Raw genomic sequence first — 18,171 nt, forward strand, 5'->3', positions numbered from 1 at the left:
GAGGATCGCCCGACTTCAAACCTCAAGATGAAGAACGCGGTACGCGGTCCGCCTGCGGTGAAGGCGCGCCGGCCTCGCCATCGAGAAACGGCTTCAGGCGGGCGGCGAGAGCCGCCGCCCCCTCGGGATCGAGAAGGATCGACATGTGGTTGCCCGCCAGATCCACGCGCACCACACCGCCGCCCACATGGGCGCGCAACTCCGCGTCCAGCGGGTCGTCCGCCCCGCGCGAGGAGCCCGCGCGGAACAGCACCGCGCCCCCGGCGATGCCGGAAGGACAATAGCGGTATCCCATCGTCGTGTTGAGGTTGAAGATGCGCAGGGAGCGGCCGACCCCCGCCCAGAAGGCGCGATCGAGCCTCACATCGCGGAAGGATGCCGGCAGGCTGAGCCCGATGAGGCGCGCCAAAGCGGCGAGGTCGCCATAGGAGCGCGGCAGGCGCACCTGGGTCAGGAAGGTGCCCATGCGCCACAGCGCCTTCACATGGCGCAGGGGATCGCGCGAGCGCACGAAATTCTCGGCCTCCATCACCGCGCAGTCGAAGAAGGCCAGCGTCGCCACGCGCTCGCCGCTCGCCTCCAAGAGCCGCGCCATCTCGAACGCCACCGGCCCGCCGGAGGACCAGGCGGCAACGCGGTAGGGCCCCTGGGGCTGGCGCACCCGCATGGCCTCCACATAGAGGCGCGCCATCTCCTCCACGCTCGACAAGGGCGGCGTGTCGTCGATCAGCCCCGGCGCCTGGAAGCCGTAGAGCGGCTGGTCGCGGCCGAGGTGATCGGCGAGGAACAGGTAGCACCACGGGCTGCCGCCGGCGGGATGGACGCAGAACAAAGGCGGCCGCGCGCCCTCCGGCTGCACCGGCACGAGGCAGCCGGAGGGCGGCCTGCGGTCCGCCTCGGCGGGGGCGTGGGCGCCGATCCAGCGGGCCATGGCGCGCAGGGTCGGGGCCTCGAACAGGATGCGCAGGGGCAGGTCCACCCCGAACGCCTCGCGCACCCGGTGGACGAGGCCGGCCGCCACCAGGGAATGCCCGCCGCAGGTGAAGAAATTGTCGTCCGGGGCGATGGCGGGGCGCTTCAGCAGCGCGCGCCAGATGGCGGCCAGCTGCGCCTCCACCTCATCCTGCCCGCCCGTGACGGCCAGCGCCGCGCCGTCATGGCGCGACAGGGCGGCGGTGTCGAAGGCGCCGTCCGCCGACCGGGGCAGGGCATCAAGGACGCGCAGCGGGCACGGGACCGGTGTGCCGAAGCGGTCGCGCACCTCGTCGTGGGCGGACACGGCCGGCGCGGCGCCGGGCCGCGGCACCACGAAGCCGGCCAGTCCATGGAGCGGACGCGCCGGCTGGCGCACCCGCGCCCGGACAAAAGGCGAGGCGCCGTCGAGGCCGATGGACAAAGGCGATGCGCCCAGCGCCAGCGCCGCGTCGAGGCTGGCGAGGGCATCTTCCACCGGCAGGGTGCGGAAGCCGCGCGCGGCGGCAAATTCCGCCGCCCCGTCGGCGCCCGCCGGGGCGCTCATACCGAGGTCCGCCCAGCGGCTCCAGTGGAGGCAGAGCACGCGTGTCTCCTCGCCCGCCCTGCCCTCCGCCTCCATCCCCGCCAGCGTGGCATTGGCGGCGGCATAGGCCCCCGCCTCGGCGCCACCGAAGATGGCATTCACCGACGACCACAGCACGACGAACCCGCCGGGCCGCCGCGCCATGGCCTCGATCACCACCCTGGCCCCCACCGCCTTCGGCGCGAAGGCCGCCGCCAGCCCTTCCGGCGTCTCGTCCGCCAGCATCCGGGCCGGGGCGACACCGGCAAGGTGGAAGGCGCCGTCGAGGGGGCCGCCGAAACGGTCTTCCGCGGCGCGGATGGCTTCTTCCAGCGCGACGGCGTCGGTGACATCCACGGCGCGATGGAGCAGGTCCGGCCCATCCGGCACGTCGCCCGCAGCAGCACGCCCGACGACGAGGAGCTTCGCCCGGCAGCGGGCCGCCAGATGCTTCGCCAGCACGCGGCCGATGCCGCCATTGCCCCCGGTGACGAGATAACGCCCGCCGGTCTTCAGCCGGAGCGCGGGCTCGCGGGGCGCCTGGCCGGGGTCCACCGGCTCCAGCCGGGGCACGAAGCGGCCGGCGGGCCGCAGCGCCACTTCGGCCTCGCCATCCGGCGCGCGGATCTCGCGGGCCAGCCGTGCCATCAGGTCGGGGATGGGGGCGTCATCCAGCCCGCTGATATCAACTTGCCGGCAGGCGAGGCCGGGCATCTCCTGCGCGGCGGTGCGCAGCAGGCCGCGCAGGGCGGCACGGGCCGGGTCGATCCTCTCCCCGCTCCCGGCCCCGCCCCGCGTCACCACGACGAGCGCGGCGGGCGACGCCTCCCGTCCGCGCCCCATCTGCCGGAGCAGGGCGAGGGCGGTCGCCAGCTCCGAGCCGGCCCGCGCCCGGAACGCATCCAGCGTCTCGCCGGCGGGAACAGGTGCAAGCGGGCGCAGATCGACCACCACGTCCGCCCGCGCACCGGGCGCGGCACCGTTCAAAGCCGCCTGAAGGCCCCCATCCACATCGGCCCCCGCCGGCACCACCGGCACTCCTTCCCGCTCCAGCGCCTGCGCCAGCGCGGCGGCGGCCTCGGCCGGACCGCCCAGAAACACCACGCCGTGCGGCGGCACGGGGTCCGCGTCGAGATCGCGACGCACCCAGGTTTCCGCATGGAACCACGCCGGCACGGTGCGGGCGCCGGCGCCCTGCGCCAGTTGCGCCATGAGGCCGGCGCGCAGTTGCATGCGCTGGATCTTGCCGCTGGTGGTCTTGGGGAAGTCCGGCCGGGGGATCACGCTCACATGGGCCGGCGCGATGCCGAGCCGGCCCGTCACCGCCGCGCGGATGGCATCGGCCACCGCCGCCGCGTCCGCCTCCGGGCGGGGCGAGAAGAACAGGGCCAGCGCCTCGCTGCCCGTGGCCGCGTCCGGCACCGCGCAGGCGGCAGCAAAAGTGGGCTGGACGCCGGGAACGCCGTTCACGAGATCCTCGATCTCGTGGCAGTAGAAATTGGCGCCGTTGACGATGATCAGCTCTTTCTCGCGGCCGGTCATGGTCAGGTTGCCGTCGCGGATGAAGCCGAGATCGCCGCTGTTGAACCAGCCGTCGCCCACGAAGGCCTCGGCATTGGCGGCCTCGTTGCGCAGATAGCCCGGCGTGATCACGCCGCCCTTGATCTGGAACCGCCCGACGACGCCCTCCGGCACCAGCGCGCCCGCCCCATCCACGATGCGGATGGCCACACCGGGCACCGGCGGGCCGAGCCTGACGAAGCTCACCGCCTCGGGCGCGGCCGCCGCCACCGGCCGCAGCCGGCCGCCGAGGGAGGCCTTGTCGATCCAGTGCACCGAGCGGGCGGGATCAAAGCCGGTCTCGTAGGTCATGCAGGTGCAGGCCTCGGCCATGCCGAAGGCCGGCTGCATCGCCTCGGGGCGGAGGCCGAAGGGCGCCGTGAGGGCGAGGAATTCGGCGATCACCGGCGCCGTCGCCTGCTCCCCCGCATTCATGAGGGTCCTGACATGGCCGAGCGCCCATGTCCGCTCCGGCGCCTGCCGCACGGCATCGGACACCAGCTTGAAGCCGAAATTGGGCGACCAGCTGCGGGTGACCCCATGGCGCTCCATCAAATCGAGCCAGAGCAGGGGATCGGCCAGCACCGCCGCGGTCTCAACCTCGATCTGGGTCATGCCCAGATAGACGTCGCGCAGATGCCAGGTGAGCATGGGTACCACATGGTCCAAGGGCAGCCAGTTCAGCGCCACGTCGGCGGCGCCGTAGCCGTTGACGCGCACCGTCGCATGGATGTGCGCCACCACCCCGCCATGGGTGATCTGGATGCATTTCGGCGTGCCGGTGCTGCCGGAGCTGAGCTGGAGGAACAGCACGTCCTCCGCCGCCGCATGCAGCACATGGAGCGGCGCGTGGCCTGAGAGCTGTTCCAGCGCCAGCACACGGGGCGCGGCTTCGGCGAAGCGCGCCAGCCCCGCGAGCGGTTCGGCGAGCGCGGCCGGCGCCAGCACCACCGGGCGACCCAGCAGCTCCCAGGCGTTGACGAGCTTGCCCACCAGCGCGGTGTGCTCCGCGAAGGTGGCGCTCACGGCCACCGTCACCGGCTGCACCCCGGCCAGCACGCAGCCCCAGAATGTGGGAAGATGCGCCCGCAAGTCCGGCACCTGCAGGATGGCGGTGTCGCCGGGCTTCAGCCCCGCCGCCTTGAGCCCGCCTGCGATGCGCCGCGCCTCATCGAGCAGCGCCGCATAATCCAGCCGCCGGACGGGTCCCGCGCCATGGAAGAGGATGCCCTTGTCGCCGGCCCGTTCGGCGGTGCGCAGCAGGGCGTCGGTCAGGGTGCGGGGGGCGTCGTCGGGCAGGTCCAGCGGGCCGCCATCCGCCAGCGCCCAAGGGCCTAGCGCCCAAGGGCCTAGCATCCAAGGGCCTTCGGGGGTGGGCGGCTCCGGCGCGACGATTGCGGCGGGCGAGAGCGGCGCCACCGCCCGCAGCGTGACGGAGGCCGCCTCCGGCGCCAGCGCCTGCGCCACCACGGCGGATTCCGCGACACCGTCCATGCGCTCCAGCCGCTGGCGCCACAGGGCGGCGGCGAAAGCATCGGGCACCGGCAGGCGGGCCAGCGCCGCGTCATCCACCGCCCCGGCCTCGGTGAGCGGCAGGGCCGCCATCGCAACCCACGCCGCCGGCCGCTGCCAGAGGGGCAGAACGCTTTCGGCATGGCGCCCCCACGCCTCCGGCGTCGCATGGCCCTGCGGCACGACGTAGGCGACAAGGCGGGTTGCGCCCGCCGTATCCGCGCGCGCCAGAACCCGACACTCGGCGATGCCGGCCTCGCCGCGTAGCTCCGCCTCGATGGCGGCGAGGCTGAAGCGCAGGCCGCCCGCGTCTACGCGACGCCCGCCGTCGGGGCGGCGCTCGAAACGGCCATCGGCGCGCTGCCGCGCCCGCACGCCCGGCGCCACCTCCGGCAGTCCCGGCGCGGGGATCACCACGAGGCTGCCCACACCGCCCAGCGGCACCGGCGCGCCATGGCGATCGAGGATGCGCAGGGTTGCACCCAGCAGCGGCGCGCCCGCGCCCACCGGCTGTGCCAGCACCGGCCCGCCGGCTTCGGCGACCTGCCACAGGGTGAAGACATCAGCCCCCGCCGGGCCGGCGATACCGGGGGGCGGATCGCGATCGAGGAATACCAGCCGCAGCACGCCTTCGTCCAGCTGCGGCAGGGCGGCGGCCGACAGCAGCGCGACCGACGCCCCCGAGGTGCGCGCAAGCGCGGCCGGCTCGCCCTCCAGCGGCGCCAGCGCCACCTTGGCCCCCACCGTCAGCGGCCAGAACAGGCCGGCGACGGCCGATATGTCGTGGAGCGATGCGGCGAACAGGCTGACATCGCCAGCCCCGAGCCGGAAGGCCCCCCGCAGCCACGCCAGCCGCTCCGCCACCGCCCGCTCCGACACCGCGAGGAGCGCCCGCTCCGGCGCGATCAGGGCGAAGGCGGATGGGTCGGCGGGAGCTTCCGCCACGCTGCCCCGGTTCGCGACGCCTTCTTCCGCCAGCACGAACCCCGCCGATGTCCGCAACCGCGCAAGCCGCGCCGGCGCATCATCCGGCTCCAGCGGCAGGACCGCGCAGCCGGCTTTCAGGATGGCGATGACACCGGCGATCAGATCAGGCCCGCGCGCAAGGGCAAGTCCCACCGCGTCGCCCGGCCTCGCCCCCCGCGCGCGCAGGGCCTGCGCCCACTGCGCCGCGCGGGCGTCCAGCTCGCCATAGGTGAGCCCAGCCCGGCCATCGGACACCGCCGGGGCGTCCGGCGTCAACCCGACCTGACGCTCGAACAGGGCCACGAAGCCCTCGGCCGGGGCGACGGCACGCCCTTTCCCTTCCGCCATCAGCCGCGCCAGCAAGGCACGCTTCTGGGCGGCGGAAAGGCCGGTGCCGGCCCCGGCGGGGCCATCGTCCCGGGCGATGCTCATGACGCCTGTCTCATGGTGCGTTGTCGACGCCCTCGTCCATCATCTCGCGCAGCAGGGCATCCACCTCGGCATCGCTGAGGTTCTCGATCTGCTGGAGCGTCAGCGCCAGCGCATCGGGGCCGTCGGGCGCGGCGGCGAGGGGCAGCTGCGACACCGGCAGGTCGGGGGCTTCCACCATGGCCGCGAGCACCGCCGCGAACTGGCGCTCCAGTTGCGCGATGCTGGCGGCGTCGAACAGGTCGGCATTGTAGATGAAGGAGGTGGAGAGGCCCTGGTCGGTCTCCCAGACATGCACCTCGAGATCAAAGCGCACGGTGCCATTGTCGAGGTCCCAGACCGGTCCGATCTTGAGGTCCCGCGCGTCGAGATCGGGCTTCGGCACGCCGCGCTGGAGCACGAGGATCACGTCGCAGAGGGGATTACGGCCGCTCTGGCGCTCGGGCTTCAGCTCCTCCACCAGCTTCTCGAACGGCACCTCCTGATGGGCGAGGCCGCCGCGCACCGTCTCCGCCTCGCGGGCGAGGGCCGCGCGCACGGTGGGGTCACCGGAAAGATCGCCGCGGAACACCACCATGTTGGCGAAGAAGCCGATGAGGCCCTCGATCTCCGGCCGGTCGCGATTGGCCACCAGCGAGCCGACGACGATATCCTGCGCCTCGGTGAGGCGATGCAGCAGGATGCGGAAGCCGGCCAGAAGGGTGGCGAACAGGCCCGCCCCGGCGCTGCGGCCGAGCGCCTTCAGGCCGTCCGCCAGCTCCTTCGGCAGCATCACGGTGAAGGCGCCGCCCCGGTGCATGACGGCGCCGGTGCGCGGCCGGTCGGTGGGCAGGTCCAGCACCGGCAAAGGCGCCGCGAGCTGCCCGCGCCAATAGTCGAGGTCCGCCGCGAGGCGCGGCCCGCCGAGCCAGTCCCGCTGCCACACGGCAAAGTCGGTGTATTGCACCGGCAGCTCCGGCAGCGGCGAGGCCTCGCCCCGGGAAAAGGCGCGGTAGAGCGCCCCCAGCTCCTGGATGAACACCACCGCCGACCAGCCGTCCGTGACGATATGGTGGATGGCGACGATGGCCCGCTGCAGCTCGGCGCCCAGCTTCAGCACCGTGAGCTTGAACAGCGGCCCTTCGGCGAGGTCGAAGGTGCGGCGGGATTCGCCGTCCACCCACCGCGCCATCTCGCGCGTGCGCTCCGCCTCGGGCAGGCCGGAAAGGTCCACCCACTCCAGCGGCAGCGGAAGATCATCGCAGATGCGCTGCACCGGCTCGCCGTCCACCACCGGGAAGCGGGTGCGCAGCGCGCCGTGCCGGCGGACGATTTCCGCCACAGCGCGGGCGAAGGCGTCGGGCTCGAACGGGCCTTCCAGGAACAGGGAGAAGGTGACCGTGTAGAACGCCGACCCCGGATCGAGCCGCGACAGGAACCACAGGCGCTGCTGCGCGAACGACAGCGGCGCCTCGGCAAGGCGAAGCGGCACGATGCCGGCGGTTGGCGCCGCGCCTTCCCCCGATGCCGGCGCGATCTTGCCGGCGGCCACCGCCACCAGCTGGGCGAGGCTGCCGGCCTCCATCATCTCCGCCACCGGCAGGTCGATCTCCAGCTCGGTGCGGATGCGGTTGCGCAGCTGGATGCTGACGAGGGAATCCAGCCCCAGCTCCTGCAGCGGCTGGGTCTCGGAGAGCACCTCCCCGCCCTCCAGCCGCAGCAGGCGGCCGACGACGCCGCGCAGGTAATCCAGGAGCAGGCCGTCGCGGCGGGCGGCATCGGCGCTGCGCAGGGCGGTGCGCAAAGCGGCGAAGGTCTCGGCGGCGGCGGCCGCCTGCTCAAGCTCCCGCTCCACATGGGCGAGCACCGAGAGGCGGCGCGGCAGGCCCTCGAAATAGAGCCGCCAGTCGAACGGGGCGACGCCCACCTCGGCGGCGCCCTCCCGCAGCAGTTGGCCGAGAAGGGAGAGCCCCTTCGCCGGCGGAATGCTGCCGCCATAAGCAAGGTTCGCGGCCACCGCCCCGCCGGCGGTCATGCCGGTGTCCTGCCAGCCGCCCCAGTTGATGGCAAGGGCCGGCAGGCCCTTGGCGCGGCGGGCGTGGGCCAGCCGGTCGAGGAAGGCGTTTGCGGCAGCGTAATTGGCCTGCCCCGGCGCGCCCAGCACCGAGCCGAGCGAGGAGAACAGCACGAACAGGTCCAGCGGCCGGTGCGCCGTGGCCCGGTGCAAAGCGTAGGCGCCGCGCACCTTGGCGGCGAACACGCTTGAAAGCCGCGCCGGATCGAGCGCGGTGAGAACGCCGTCATCCAGCACCCCGGCGGCATGGATGACGCCGCGCAGCGCCGGCATGCCGGCATCCACGGCGGCGAGCACGCGAGCCAGCGCGGCCTCGTCCCCCACGTCGGCGGCGAACACCTCCACCCGCGCGCCGGCGGCGCGCAGCGCCGCGATGGCGGCCTCGGCCTCCCGGTCCGGCGGGCGGCGGCCCACCAGGGCAAGACTGCGGGCGCCGCGCTCCACCATCCAGCCCGCCACCAGCCGGCCGATGCCGCCGAAGGCGCCGGTGACGAGATAGGTGGCGTCGGCGGCGAAATCGCCCCGCCGCGCGCCGGCGGCGGGGGTGGCCAGCACCAGCTTGCCGATGTGCCGCGCCTTCTGCATGGATGCCATGGCGTCGAGCGCGTCCTCCACCCCGTAGACGGTGGTGACGGGCCGGCCCAGCGCGCCGCTCGACATGAGCTCCAGCGCCTCGGCGAGCAGGGAGCGCACCAGCTCGGGCTCCTCCACGGCGGTGATGTCGAAATTGACGATGGAATAGGCGATGTCGCCCCGCGCCGCGCGGGCCTCGTCCACGCTCCAGATGTCGCGCTTGCCGATCTCCACGAAATGCCCGCCCGGCGTCACCACCGAGAGGCTGGCGGGGATGGCTTCGCCCCCCAGGCTGTTGAGCACGATGTCGACGCCGCGCCCGCCGGTCAGCCGCATGATCTCGTCGGCGAAGGCGGTGTCGCGCGAGTTCATGATGTGGGTGACGCCGAGCGAGCGCAGGAAATCGTGCTTGTGGGGGCTGGCGGTGGCGAAGATCTCGGCGCCCACCATCTGGGCGATGCGGATGGCGGCGATGCCCACGCCCCCCGAGGCGGAATGGATCAGCACCCTGTCCCCCGCCTTGATGCGGGCGAGGTGGTGAAGCCCATACCAGGTGGTGAGATAGACGATGGGCAGGCCCGCCGCCTCCACCACCCCCATGCCCTGCGGCACCTTGAAGACCACCGCCGCCGGCAAGGTGACGTGGCTGGCGAAGGTGCCGAAATGCATGGCGACCACCTCGTCGCCCGGCGCAAGGCCGGTGACCCCCGGCCCCACCCGCAGCACCCGCCCGGAGCATTCGCCGCCGAACGGGCCGGCCTCGCCGGGATAAAGGCCCATGGCGTTGAGCACGTCGCGGAAGTTGAGGCCCATGCCCAGGACTTCCAGCTCCACCTCCCCCGCCTGCGGACGGCGGCGGGCATGGGGCACCACCAGGAGCCGGTCGAGGCCGCCCTCGGGCGTCCGGTCGATGCGATAGGGGGTGTCGGGGATGTCCAGCCGGCTCCGCGCCGCCGTGCTGTCATGGCGCTTCAGCCGCGCCACGAAGCGGGTGCCGGCGCGATAGGCCACCTGCTGCTCGCCATCTGAGCCGGTGAGTTCGGCGGCGATCTGTGCGGCCTCGTCCGCCGCAGCTTCGGGGCCAAGGTCGAGGACGGTTGCAGGCAGGTCCGGATATTCGTGCCACACGGTGCGCACCAGGCCCCAGAGCGGGGCGGCGGCAAGTCCCTCTTCGGCCGGCGCCTCGGCCGGCACAACGCCGCCCTGGGCGCCGCGGGTGAGCACGAACAGCGCAAGGTCGCGGGTGCGGCCGGCGGCGATCATGGCCTGGACGAGGCCCAGAAGGTCCGCGCCGGCGCGCTCCGCCGCATCGGCGACGCCGGCCTCGCCCGTGTCCGGCGCGCCCAGATCCAGGGCCCGCAGGTCCAGCGCCCTCAGGTCCAGCGCCCTCAAGTCCACAAGGCCGGCGAGGGCGCCCTCGGCGAGGAGGTCCGGCAGGCGGGTGACCTCATCGCCAGGCAGGAGCAGCGCGGACCAGCCCAACGCCTCCAGCCGCGCGGCGATGGCGCCCGCGAGCCCGTCGCCGCCCACGAGGAGCCACGGCCCCGCCCCCGGTCCCGCGACGGCGGAGGGCGTTTCGGCCGGCTCCCAGGCGAGGTCGTAGAGCCAGGTGTCGATGGCGCCGGCCTCCTGCGGCAGCACCACGTCGCGGGTGACGCGGCGCGATTTCAGGCCCACCGCCTCCGCCGCCATCGCGCCATGCGCATCGAACAGGCGCAGCGTGGAGACGTGGTCCGCCACGCCCGCGCCTTCCCCTTCCGCGCCATGCAGGCGGGAATGGCTGAAGATGTCGCCCGGCACGCGGCCGCGCACCGTGAGGCGGTCGAGGCTGACCGGCAGATAGGTGTCGCGATCGTCCATGGCGCCGAACGCGGCGCCCAGCGCCTGGAAGCAGGCGTCCATCAACGCCGGATGCAGGCGATAGGTGTCGCTCCCGTCCCGCGCCGCATCGGGGAGCACGATATGGGCCAGCGTCTCGCCTTCCCCGGCGGCGAGGTCGGCGATGCCGCGGAAGGCGGGGCCGTAGGCCAGCCCGCGCTTGAGGTAGTTTTCATAGACCGACGCCACCGGCACCGGCGCGTCGCAGCGGCGGCGGGCGGCGTCCAGCGTCTCGTCGTCGGCGGGCAGGTCGGCGTCGTCCGCCGCCGGCTTCACGGTGCCGGAACAATGGAGCGTCCACTCTTCCCCCGCCGCATCGCCGCTGAAGATCTCGAAGGCATAGGCCTTTGCAGCAGCGGGCACGAACACCGCCTGCACGATGCGCTCGCCCGCGTCCGGCAGGGTCATCACCTGCTTGAAGGCAATGTCCTCCAGCGTCAGCTCGTCGGTGGCGAACAGGTGGGCGCCACCGGCCAGCGCCATCTCCAGATAGCCGGTGGCCGGCAGCACCACCGCATCGAACACCCGATGGTCGGTGAGAAAGGCGGGATCGGTGGCGTTCAGCGCCGCCTCGAACCGCACCTCCCGGGTGCCGGCCTGCCGCAGCCGCTGGCCCAGCAGCGGATGGTCGGCGCCGGTGGCGACGCCGCGCACCTTGCCGCCGGCAGACCCTCCGACGCGGGGCTCCGCCCAGAAGCTGCGGCGCTGGAAGGCATAGCCCGGCAGCCACACCCGGCGCCGCGCATAGTCCGCGTCGAAGCCGGCCCAGTCGATCTCCACGCCGGCCACATGGAGCCGGCCGAGGCTGTCGAGCATGGTGCGCCAGTCGGTGCCGGGCCGGCGCAGGCTCGCCAGCCACTGCCGCCCGTCGGCATCCGGCGCCCCATCCAGCGTCTCGCGGCCCAGCGCACACAGAACGGGGCGCGGCCCGATCTCCACGAACAGGCTTATGCCCCGCGCAGCGGCGGCGCTGATGCCGTCGAGGAAGCGCACCGGCGCCAGCACGTGGCGGCACCAATAGTCGGCGCTCGCCAGCGCCGTGGTCTCCAGCCGGCCGGTGAGGTTGGAGAGGATGGGGATGTCCGGCGCGCCATAGGCCACGCTCTCCGCCAGCGCGCGGAACGCCGCCATCATGGGCTGCATCAAAGGCGAGTGAAACGCGTGGGACGTGGTGAGCGCCCGCGCCTTCACGCCCTTCGCCTCGAAGCCGGCGGCGATGGCCTCCACCGCCGCCCGGCGGCCGGAAATCACCGTGCTGCGCGGGGCGTTGACGGCGGCGATGGAGACATCGGCGGCATAGGGCGCCACCACCGCCGCCACCTCGGCCTCGGCGGCGAAAAGGGTCATCATCACCCCATCGCGGGGCAGCGCCTGCATGAGGCGGCCACGGGCGGCGATGAGCTTCAGGCCCTCCTCCAGCGTGAACACGCCGGCAAGCGTCGCGGCGGCATATTCGCCGACGCTGTGGCCCAGCATCACCGAGGGCTTCACGCCCCATGAACGCCACAGGTCCCCCAGCGCATAGCCAAGGCTGAACAAAGCCGGCTGGGTGTAGATGGTCTCGTCGATCAGCCCTTCGTCGCCGGCTGCGGGAAACAGCACGCTGAGCAGCGGCCGGTCCATGTGCGGGCGGAGGATGGCGTCGCACCGATCCAGCGTGCGGCGGAAGCGCGGCGAGGCCTCGTAGAGCGCGCGGCCCATGCCGGCATATTGCGAGCCCTGGCCGGAGAACAGGAAGGCGACCTCGGGCGCCGCGCCCGCCGCCTCGCCCGACCCCTCCCTGGAGGTGCCATCGGCGAAGGCGGCGAGTTGCGCGGCCAGATCCTCCGCCGCGCGCGCCGTCACCGCCAGCCGATGCGGGAAATGCCGCCGGGCGGTGGCGGCGGTGAAGGCGATATCGCCCAATGGCCCGGCGCCCGCCTCCGCCACGGCCCCGGCATAGGACCGCGCCAGATCGCGCAGGGCGGAAACGCTGCGGGCGGAGAGGACGAGGAGATGCTCGGGCCGCTCCACCTGCGGCACCACCGTTGGCACGGCGGGAGCCTGCTCCAGCACCATGTGCACATTGGTGCCGCCCATGCCGAAGGAATTCACCCCGGCGCGGCGGGGATGGCTTTCCACCGGCCATGGCGTCAGGGCATCCACCACCCGGAACGGGGTGGCGGGAAAGTCGATCTCGGGATTGGGCGTCTCGAAATTCAGGCTCGGCGGGATCACGCCGTGCTTCACCGCCAGCGCCGCCTTGATGAGGCCGGTGATGCCCGCCGCCGATTCCAGATGGCCCACATTGGTCTTCACCGAGCCGATGCCGCACTTGTCCGCGCGCCGCGCCCCCGAGCCATAGGCACGGGTGAGCGCCCGCACCTCTATGGGATCGCCCAGAGGCGTGCCGGTGCCGTGGGCCTCCACATAGGAGATGGTATCGGGCGAAACGCCCGCCTGCGCCAGCGCGGTGGCGATGACGCGGGCCTGCCCGTCCACGCTGGGGGCGGAGAAGCCCACCTTGTGGTCGCCGTCATTGTTGACGCCCCAGCCGCGGATCACCGCGTGGATCGGATCGCCATCGGCCACCGCATCCTCCAGCCGCTTCAGCGCCACCACGCCCACGCCGCTGCCGAAGATGGTGCCCCGCGCCTTGGCGTCGAACGCCCGGCAGTGGCCGTCCGGCGACAGGATGCTGCCGTCCTCGAACAGGTAGCCGCTTTTCAGCGGCAGCTTCACCGTGACCCCGCCCGCCAGCGCCACATCCGCCTGCAAATTCAAGAGACTGTCGCAGGCCATGGCGACGGCGGTGAGCGAGGTGGAGCAGGCGGTCTGCACGCTCACGCTCGGGCCCCTCAGGCCCAGCTTGTAGGAGACGCGGGTGGCGAGATAATCCTTGTCGTTGCCCAGCACGGTCTCAAGGCTGCCCACCGAGCCGATCTCGGCGCGCAGGTGCAGCAGGCCGTAGGTGGAGAAGCTGGCGCCGCCGAACACCGCGATCTCGCCGGCAAAGCGCTCGGGCACGATGCCGGCGTCTTCCAGCGCCAGCCACGCATGCTCCAGGAACAGGCGCTGCTGCGGGTCCATCAGCTCCGCCTCGCGGGGGCTGATGCCGAAGAAGGCGGCGTCGAACAGGTCGATGGCGTCGAGATAGGAGCCGGCCTTCACATAATTGGGCTGGCGCAGCACGGCGGCGGGAATGCCCGCCTCCAGAAGCTCCTCATCGGTGAAGCGGGTGATGCACTCGCGGCCCTCCACCAGCGCGCGCCAGAAGGCGGCGATGTCGCCGCTGCCGGGAAACCGCCCGCTCATGCCGATGATGGCGATGCCGTCCGAGGACGCATCTACGGGCGCGTTGAGGGCCGCGTTGCTCATGATGCCGCTTCCGCTTCTGTCGATGTGTCGGCGCCGCGCCGACGGGCGAGCCGTCTCGCGCGGTCCTGCTTCGCGCGTTCGACGCGCGCGACGATGTGGTCGGTCTCAAGCTCCGCCGCGCCGCCGTCGAGGAACAGGGCGAGGCGGCGGATGGAGGGGTTCTGGAACAGGTCCACCAGCGGGAAGGTGCGCTCCAGCTGCTCCTGCAGCCGGCGGTGGATCTGCACCAGATGCACCGAATTGGCGCCGAGGTCGAAGAAGTTGCTGTCGAGCCCCAGCGCCGGCAGCTGCAGCACCGCCTCCACCACCTGCGCGATGGTCTTCTCCACGTCGGTGGAGGGAGCTGCGCCCGCATCCGCCACGGGCAGGACGGCATCGGGGGATGGGAGAGCGTCGCGGTCCACCTTGCCGTTGGCGCTCAAGGGCAGGGCATCGAGCAGGATGATGCTCGACGGCAGCATGTAGTCGGGCAATTTGCGGCGCAGGTAGGTGCGCAGCGCGTCCACGGGGCTCGCCTGCTGCGGCACCTCCTCGGGAGACCAGCTTTCCAGCTGGGCCGCGCTGATGCCGCCGCCGGCGAAGCTGTGCAACACCACGTCCGCGTCATCGAGCCCGAGCAGGGCCCGCGCCGGCCCTTCCGCGAGGAAGCCCAGCGGGCACAGGCCGAGCTTGTGCTCCGGCGCGGCGGCGGAGAGCAGCTGACCCATATAGCCGGCTTCCAGCAGGCAGAAGTCGCGCCACAGCGGGCCGTAGAGAGGCTCCACCGCCGCCCGCCGCCCCACCAGCACGAGGGAGAAGGCCGAGGCCTCCACCAAAGGCCGGTTGGGGCCGGGATAGAGCCCGGTCATCTGCGCACCCGGCCCCACCGCGACGAGGCGATGGCGGCTCGGGTCGTAATAATAGGCCCCGCCCGCAAGGCCGGCGACGCGGCCTTCCTTCGCCACCACATAGGCCTGCACCGGATAGAGGCTGCCGGCCGAGGGATAGCGGAACTTGGGCAGCGGCGCGCCCTCCATGGGCAGTTCCTGCAACGCCCCCAGCAGCGCGCCGAGGCGCTCCATGGTGACGTCCTCGCCCTCGAAATGGCGGAAGCTCTGGCGTGCCAGCCACGCCGCGCGGCGCGCGGCATCGAAGCTGCCACCGGGTAGCGGAACGGTTTCCGCGTCGGGCCCCGCCGGGCGCAGGCCATGGCGGTCGAGCTTGAAGGCGACCCGCGCGATGGGGTCGGCAAGCACGTTGTCCGTGCTCAGGTCCCCGCCCGGTTCCTCCTCCGCCTCGGCCTGCGGCTTGAGCACCACATAGGCCACCAGCCGGCGATGGCCGAGCCCATCCGCCGGCGCCGCCGCCACCGCGTGCTCCACGCTCGGATGCTGCGCCAGAACGGCCTCGATCTCGCCCAGCTCGATGCGGTGGCCGTTCACCTTGATCTGGGTGTCGCGCCGGCCGAGGAACTCGATGTTCCCGTCCGGGAGGAAACGCCCGTAATCGCCGGTGCGGTAGAGCCGCTCGCCGGTGCGGGGATGGCGGATGAAGGCGGCGCGCGTCTTCTCCTCGTCCTTCCAATAGCCGTCCGCAAGGCCGGTGCCGCCGATGTAAAGCTCGCCTGGCACATAGTCCGGGGCGGGCTCCATGAGGGCGTTCAGGATATGGGCAGTCTGGTTGGCGAACGGCTTGCCGTAGGGAATGGAGCGCCACGCCGGGTCCACCGCGCCGATGGGATAGACCACCGCATTGATGGAGGTTTCCGTCGCCCCGCCCTGGCCGTGGAGCGCGATGGCGGGGTCGAAGGCGCGGATGCGGTCCGGCAGGGACACCGGGATCCAGTCGCCGCTCATGACCACGCAGCGCAGGGACGCGGGCCACAGGTCGCGGCGCGGCTCCAGCGCCTCCACCATCATCTGCATCAGCACCGGCACCGACTGCCACACGGTTACGTTGTGGCGGCGGGCGATATCCGCCCAGTGCCCGGGATCGCGCAGCCGGTCGGCGTCCGGCAGCACGATGGCGCCCCCGGCGGAGAGCGGGCAGAACATGTCGAACACCGAGAGATCGAAGCCCAGCGCCGAGAGGCCGAGTGTGCGGTCGTGGGGCGTGAAGCCGTAGCGGCGGGTGAAGTCGGCGATGGAATTGGCGATGGCCCGCTGGCGGATCATCACCCCCTTCGGCACCCCGGTGGAGCCCGAGGTGAAGAGCACATAAGCGAGGTCGTCGAGGCCGAGCGGACCGGGATCGGCACTCTCGCCGCCCGTTCCCTCCAGCAGGTCCACGGCGATGCGCGCGATGCCGTCGGGCCAGTCCAGCGCCCCATCCACGGCGGACTGGGAGAGGGCGGTGGTGACATCGCAATGGTTCAAGAGATACGCCCGGCGCTCGCTCGGCAGGTCGGGATCCACCGGCAGGTAGGCGGCCCCCGCCATGAGGATGCCGAGCACGGCGGCCACCTGCTCCCAGTCCTTGCGCATCACCACCGCGACGAGGCTGCCCGGCCCGTTGCCCCGCGCCCGCAGCAGGCCGGCGATCTCCACTGCGCGCCGGTGCAATTCGCCATAGGTCACGGCGCGGCGGCTGGTGAGGATGGCCACGGCTTCGGGATGAGCGGCGGCGTGGGCGCGGAAGGCGTCTTCCAGCCGGTGCGGCGGGAAATCCTCATGGGTCCGGTTGATTGCGGCGCGGCGGGCGATCTGGGCGGCGGGGGCAAGGCTGCCCTGCGCTTCACTCCAGGCGCTGTCGGACGTGGCGAGGCGTTCCACCAGATCGCCGTGGGCCGTGGCAAAATCATCCAGCAGGCCCGGCGGGAAGATGGCCTCCACCGCGTCCCAGTTGAGCACCAGCGATCCGTTCCACTCCATCACCTGATGGTCGAGCCAGACCTGCGGGGTCTGCGACACGCTCTCCACCACCTCGCCGAAGCGCTGGGCCTTCTGGCCGGCGGGGTCGATGTCGAGGGCGCTGGTGAACACCACCGGCATCAGCGCCGAGACGCCGCTGCGGCGGCGCTGCGCCAGCACGCGCAGCACGTCGATGCCGCTGATATAGCGGTGCTCCAGATCGTCCCACAGCCGGGCCTGCAGCGCCCGCGCCCGCTCCAGGAACGAGGCCGGCTGGCTGTGGTCCACCTCCAGCAAGGTGAGGGTGGTGAAGTCGCCCATCAGGCCGGTCACGTCGGGGTGCAGCGGCAGGCGGTTGAAGGTGGTGAGGTTCAAGGTGAAGCGCGGGCTTGCGCTCCAATTGCCCAGCGCCTGCGCATAGGCAGCGATCAGCACCAGCGAGGGCGTCAGCCCGGCCTTGGCGGCGCGCTCCTTCAGCGCTGCCCACAGGGCGGGGGGGAGCCGGCGGGAGCGGCGCACGAAATGGGGCTTGTCCAGTGCGGCCGCCGCCGCCCGGTCCACCGGCAATTCCGGCGCCGGCGGCAGGGTGTCCAGCCGGTCGAACCAGTAGCGCCGCGCGGCCTGATAGAGGGCGCCCCGGTGCAGGTCGCGCTCGGCCAGCACATAGTCGCGGAAGCCGATGGAAAGCGGCGGGCGGGTGTCCGCGTCCGCCTCGTAACTCCGGCGCCATTCGTCGAACAGCAGGAACAGGCTGGCGGCGTCCGCGATCAGGGCATCCACGCCCACATGCAGGCGCACCCTGCCGCCGTCCATGAGGGTGGCGCGGATCTGGAACAGGGGCCAGCGGTCGGCGGGCAGGGTCTGCCCGCTCATGGCCGCGCGCACCGCCGCAAGATGACGCTCCACCTCACCGGCGGGACGGCCGCGCATGTCCTCGAAGGCGATGGGATAATACGGCACGTCCGCCAGCACCTGCTGGCGCGCCTCGCTGAGGATGACGGCGCGCAGCATGTCGTGGCGCTTCACCAGCCGGTTCCAGGCCGCCTCGATCCGCTTGAGGTCCCAGCCGACCTGCTCCAGCTCCAGATAGATCTGGGTCGCCGCCTGCCCCAGCTCGAAGGTAGCGGTGCGCCCCATCCAGTAGGCTTCCTGGATGGGGGTGAGCGGGAACGGCTCATGCCATGCGGCGGGGTCGGGCGTCAGCTGCGGCAGGCCGGCGACGGCCTCCGCAGCGCCCTCCGCCGCCGGCTCGGCCTCGATGCGCGCGGCGAGCCGCGCCACCGTAGGCGCCTCGAACAAGGCGCGCAGGGGCAGGGCCACGTTGAAGCAGGCGCGCAGCTGCGCCATCAGCAGGGTCGCCAGAAGCGAATGCCCGCCGATGCGGAAGAAATCGTCGTTTATGCCCACGGCCTCGCGATGCAGCACCTCGGCCCACAAGGCCGCAAGGCGCCGCTCGGTCTCGGTGCGCGGGGCGGCGG

Annotated in this window: 3 protein-coding genes; all 3 read right to left on the bottom strand. The window is 72.6% G+C overall.

Annotated elements, in window-relative coordinates; genetic code table 11:
- Window positions 1-22: 22 nt before the first annotated feature.
- The gene (locus K9U40_RS04500; RefSeq protein WP_282889018.1) at window positions 23-6,007 is read right to left on the bottom strand and encodes an SDR family NAD(P)-dependent oxidoreductase; all 5,985 of its coding nucleotides are present in this window, start codon (window positions 6,005-6,007) and stop codon (window positions 23-25) included.
- Between the two features lie 10 nt (window positions 6,008-6,017).
- Complete coding sequence (locus tag K9U40_RS04505) at window positions 6,018-13,865, bottom strand: type I polyketide synthase (RefSeq protein ID WP_282889019.1); 7,848 nt, start codon at window positions 13,863-13,865, stop codon at window positions 6,018-6,020.
- Window positions 13,862-18,171, bottom strand: a 4,310-nt coding sequence (locus K9U40_RS04510) for a non-ribosomal peptide synthetase (protein ID WP_282889020.1), incomplete at its 5' end; no start/stop codon positions are given. The genes K9U40_RS04510 and K9U40_RS04505, both read right to left, overlap by 4 nt.

It is taken from the genome of Xanthobacter autotrophicus (assembly GCF_030015065.1).
Taxonomy (GTDB): domain Bacteria; phylum Pseudomonadota; class Alphaproteobacteria; order Rhizobiales; family Xanthobacteraceae; genus Xanthobacter; species Xanthobacter autotrophicus_D.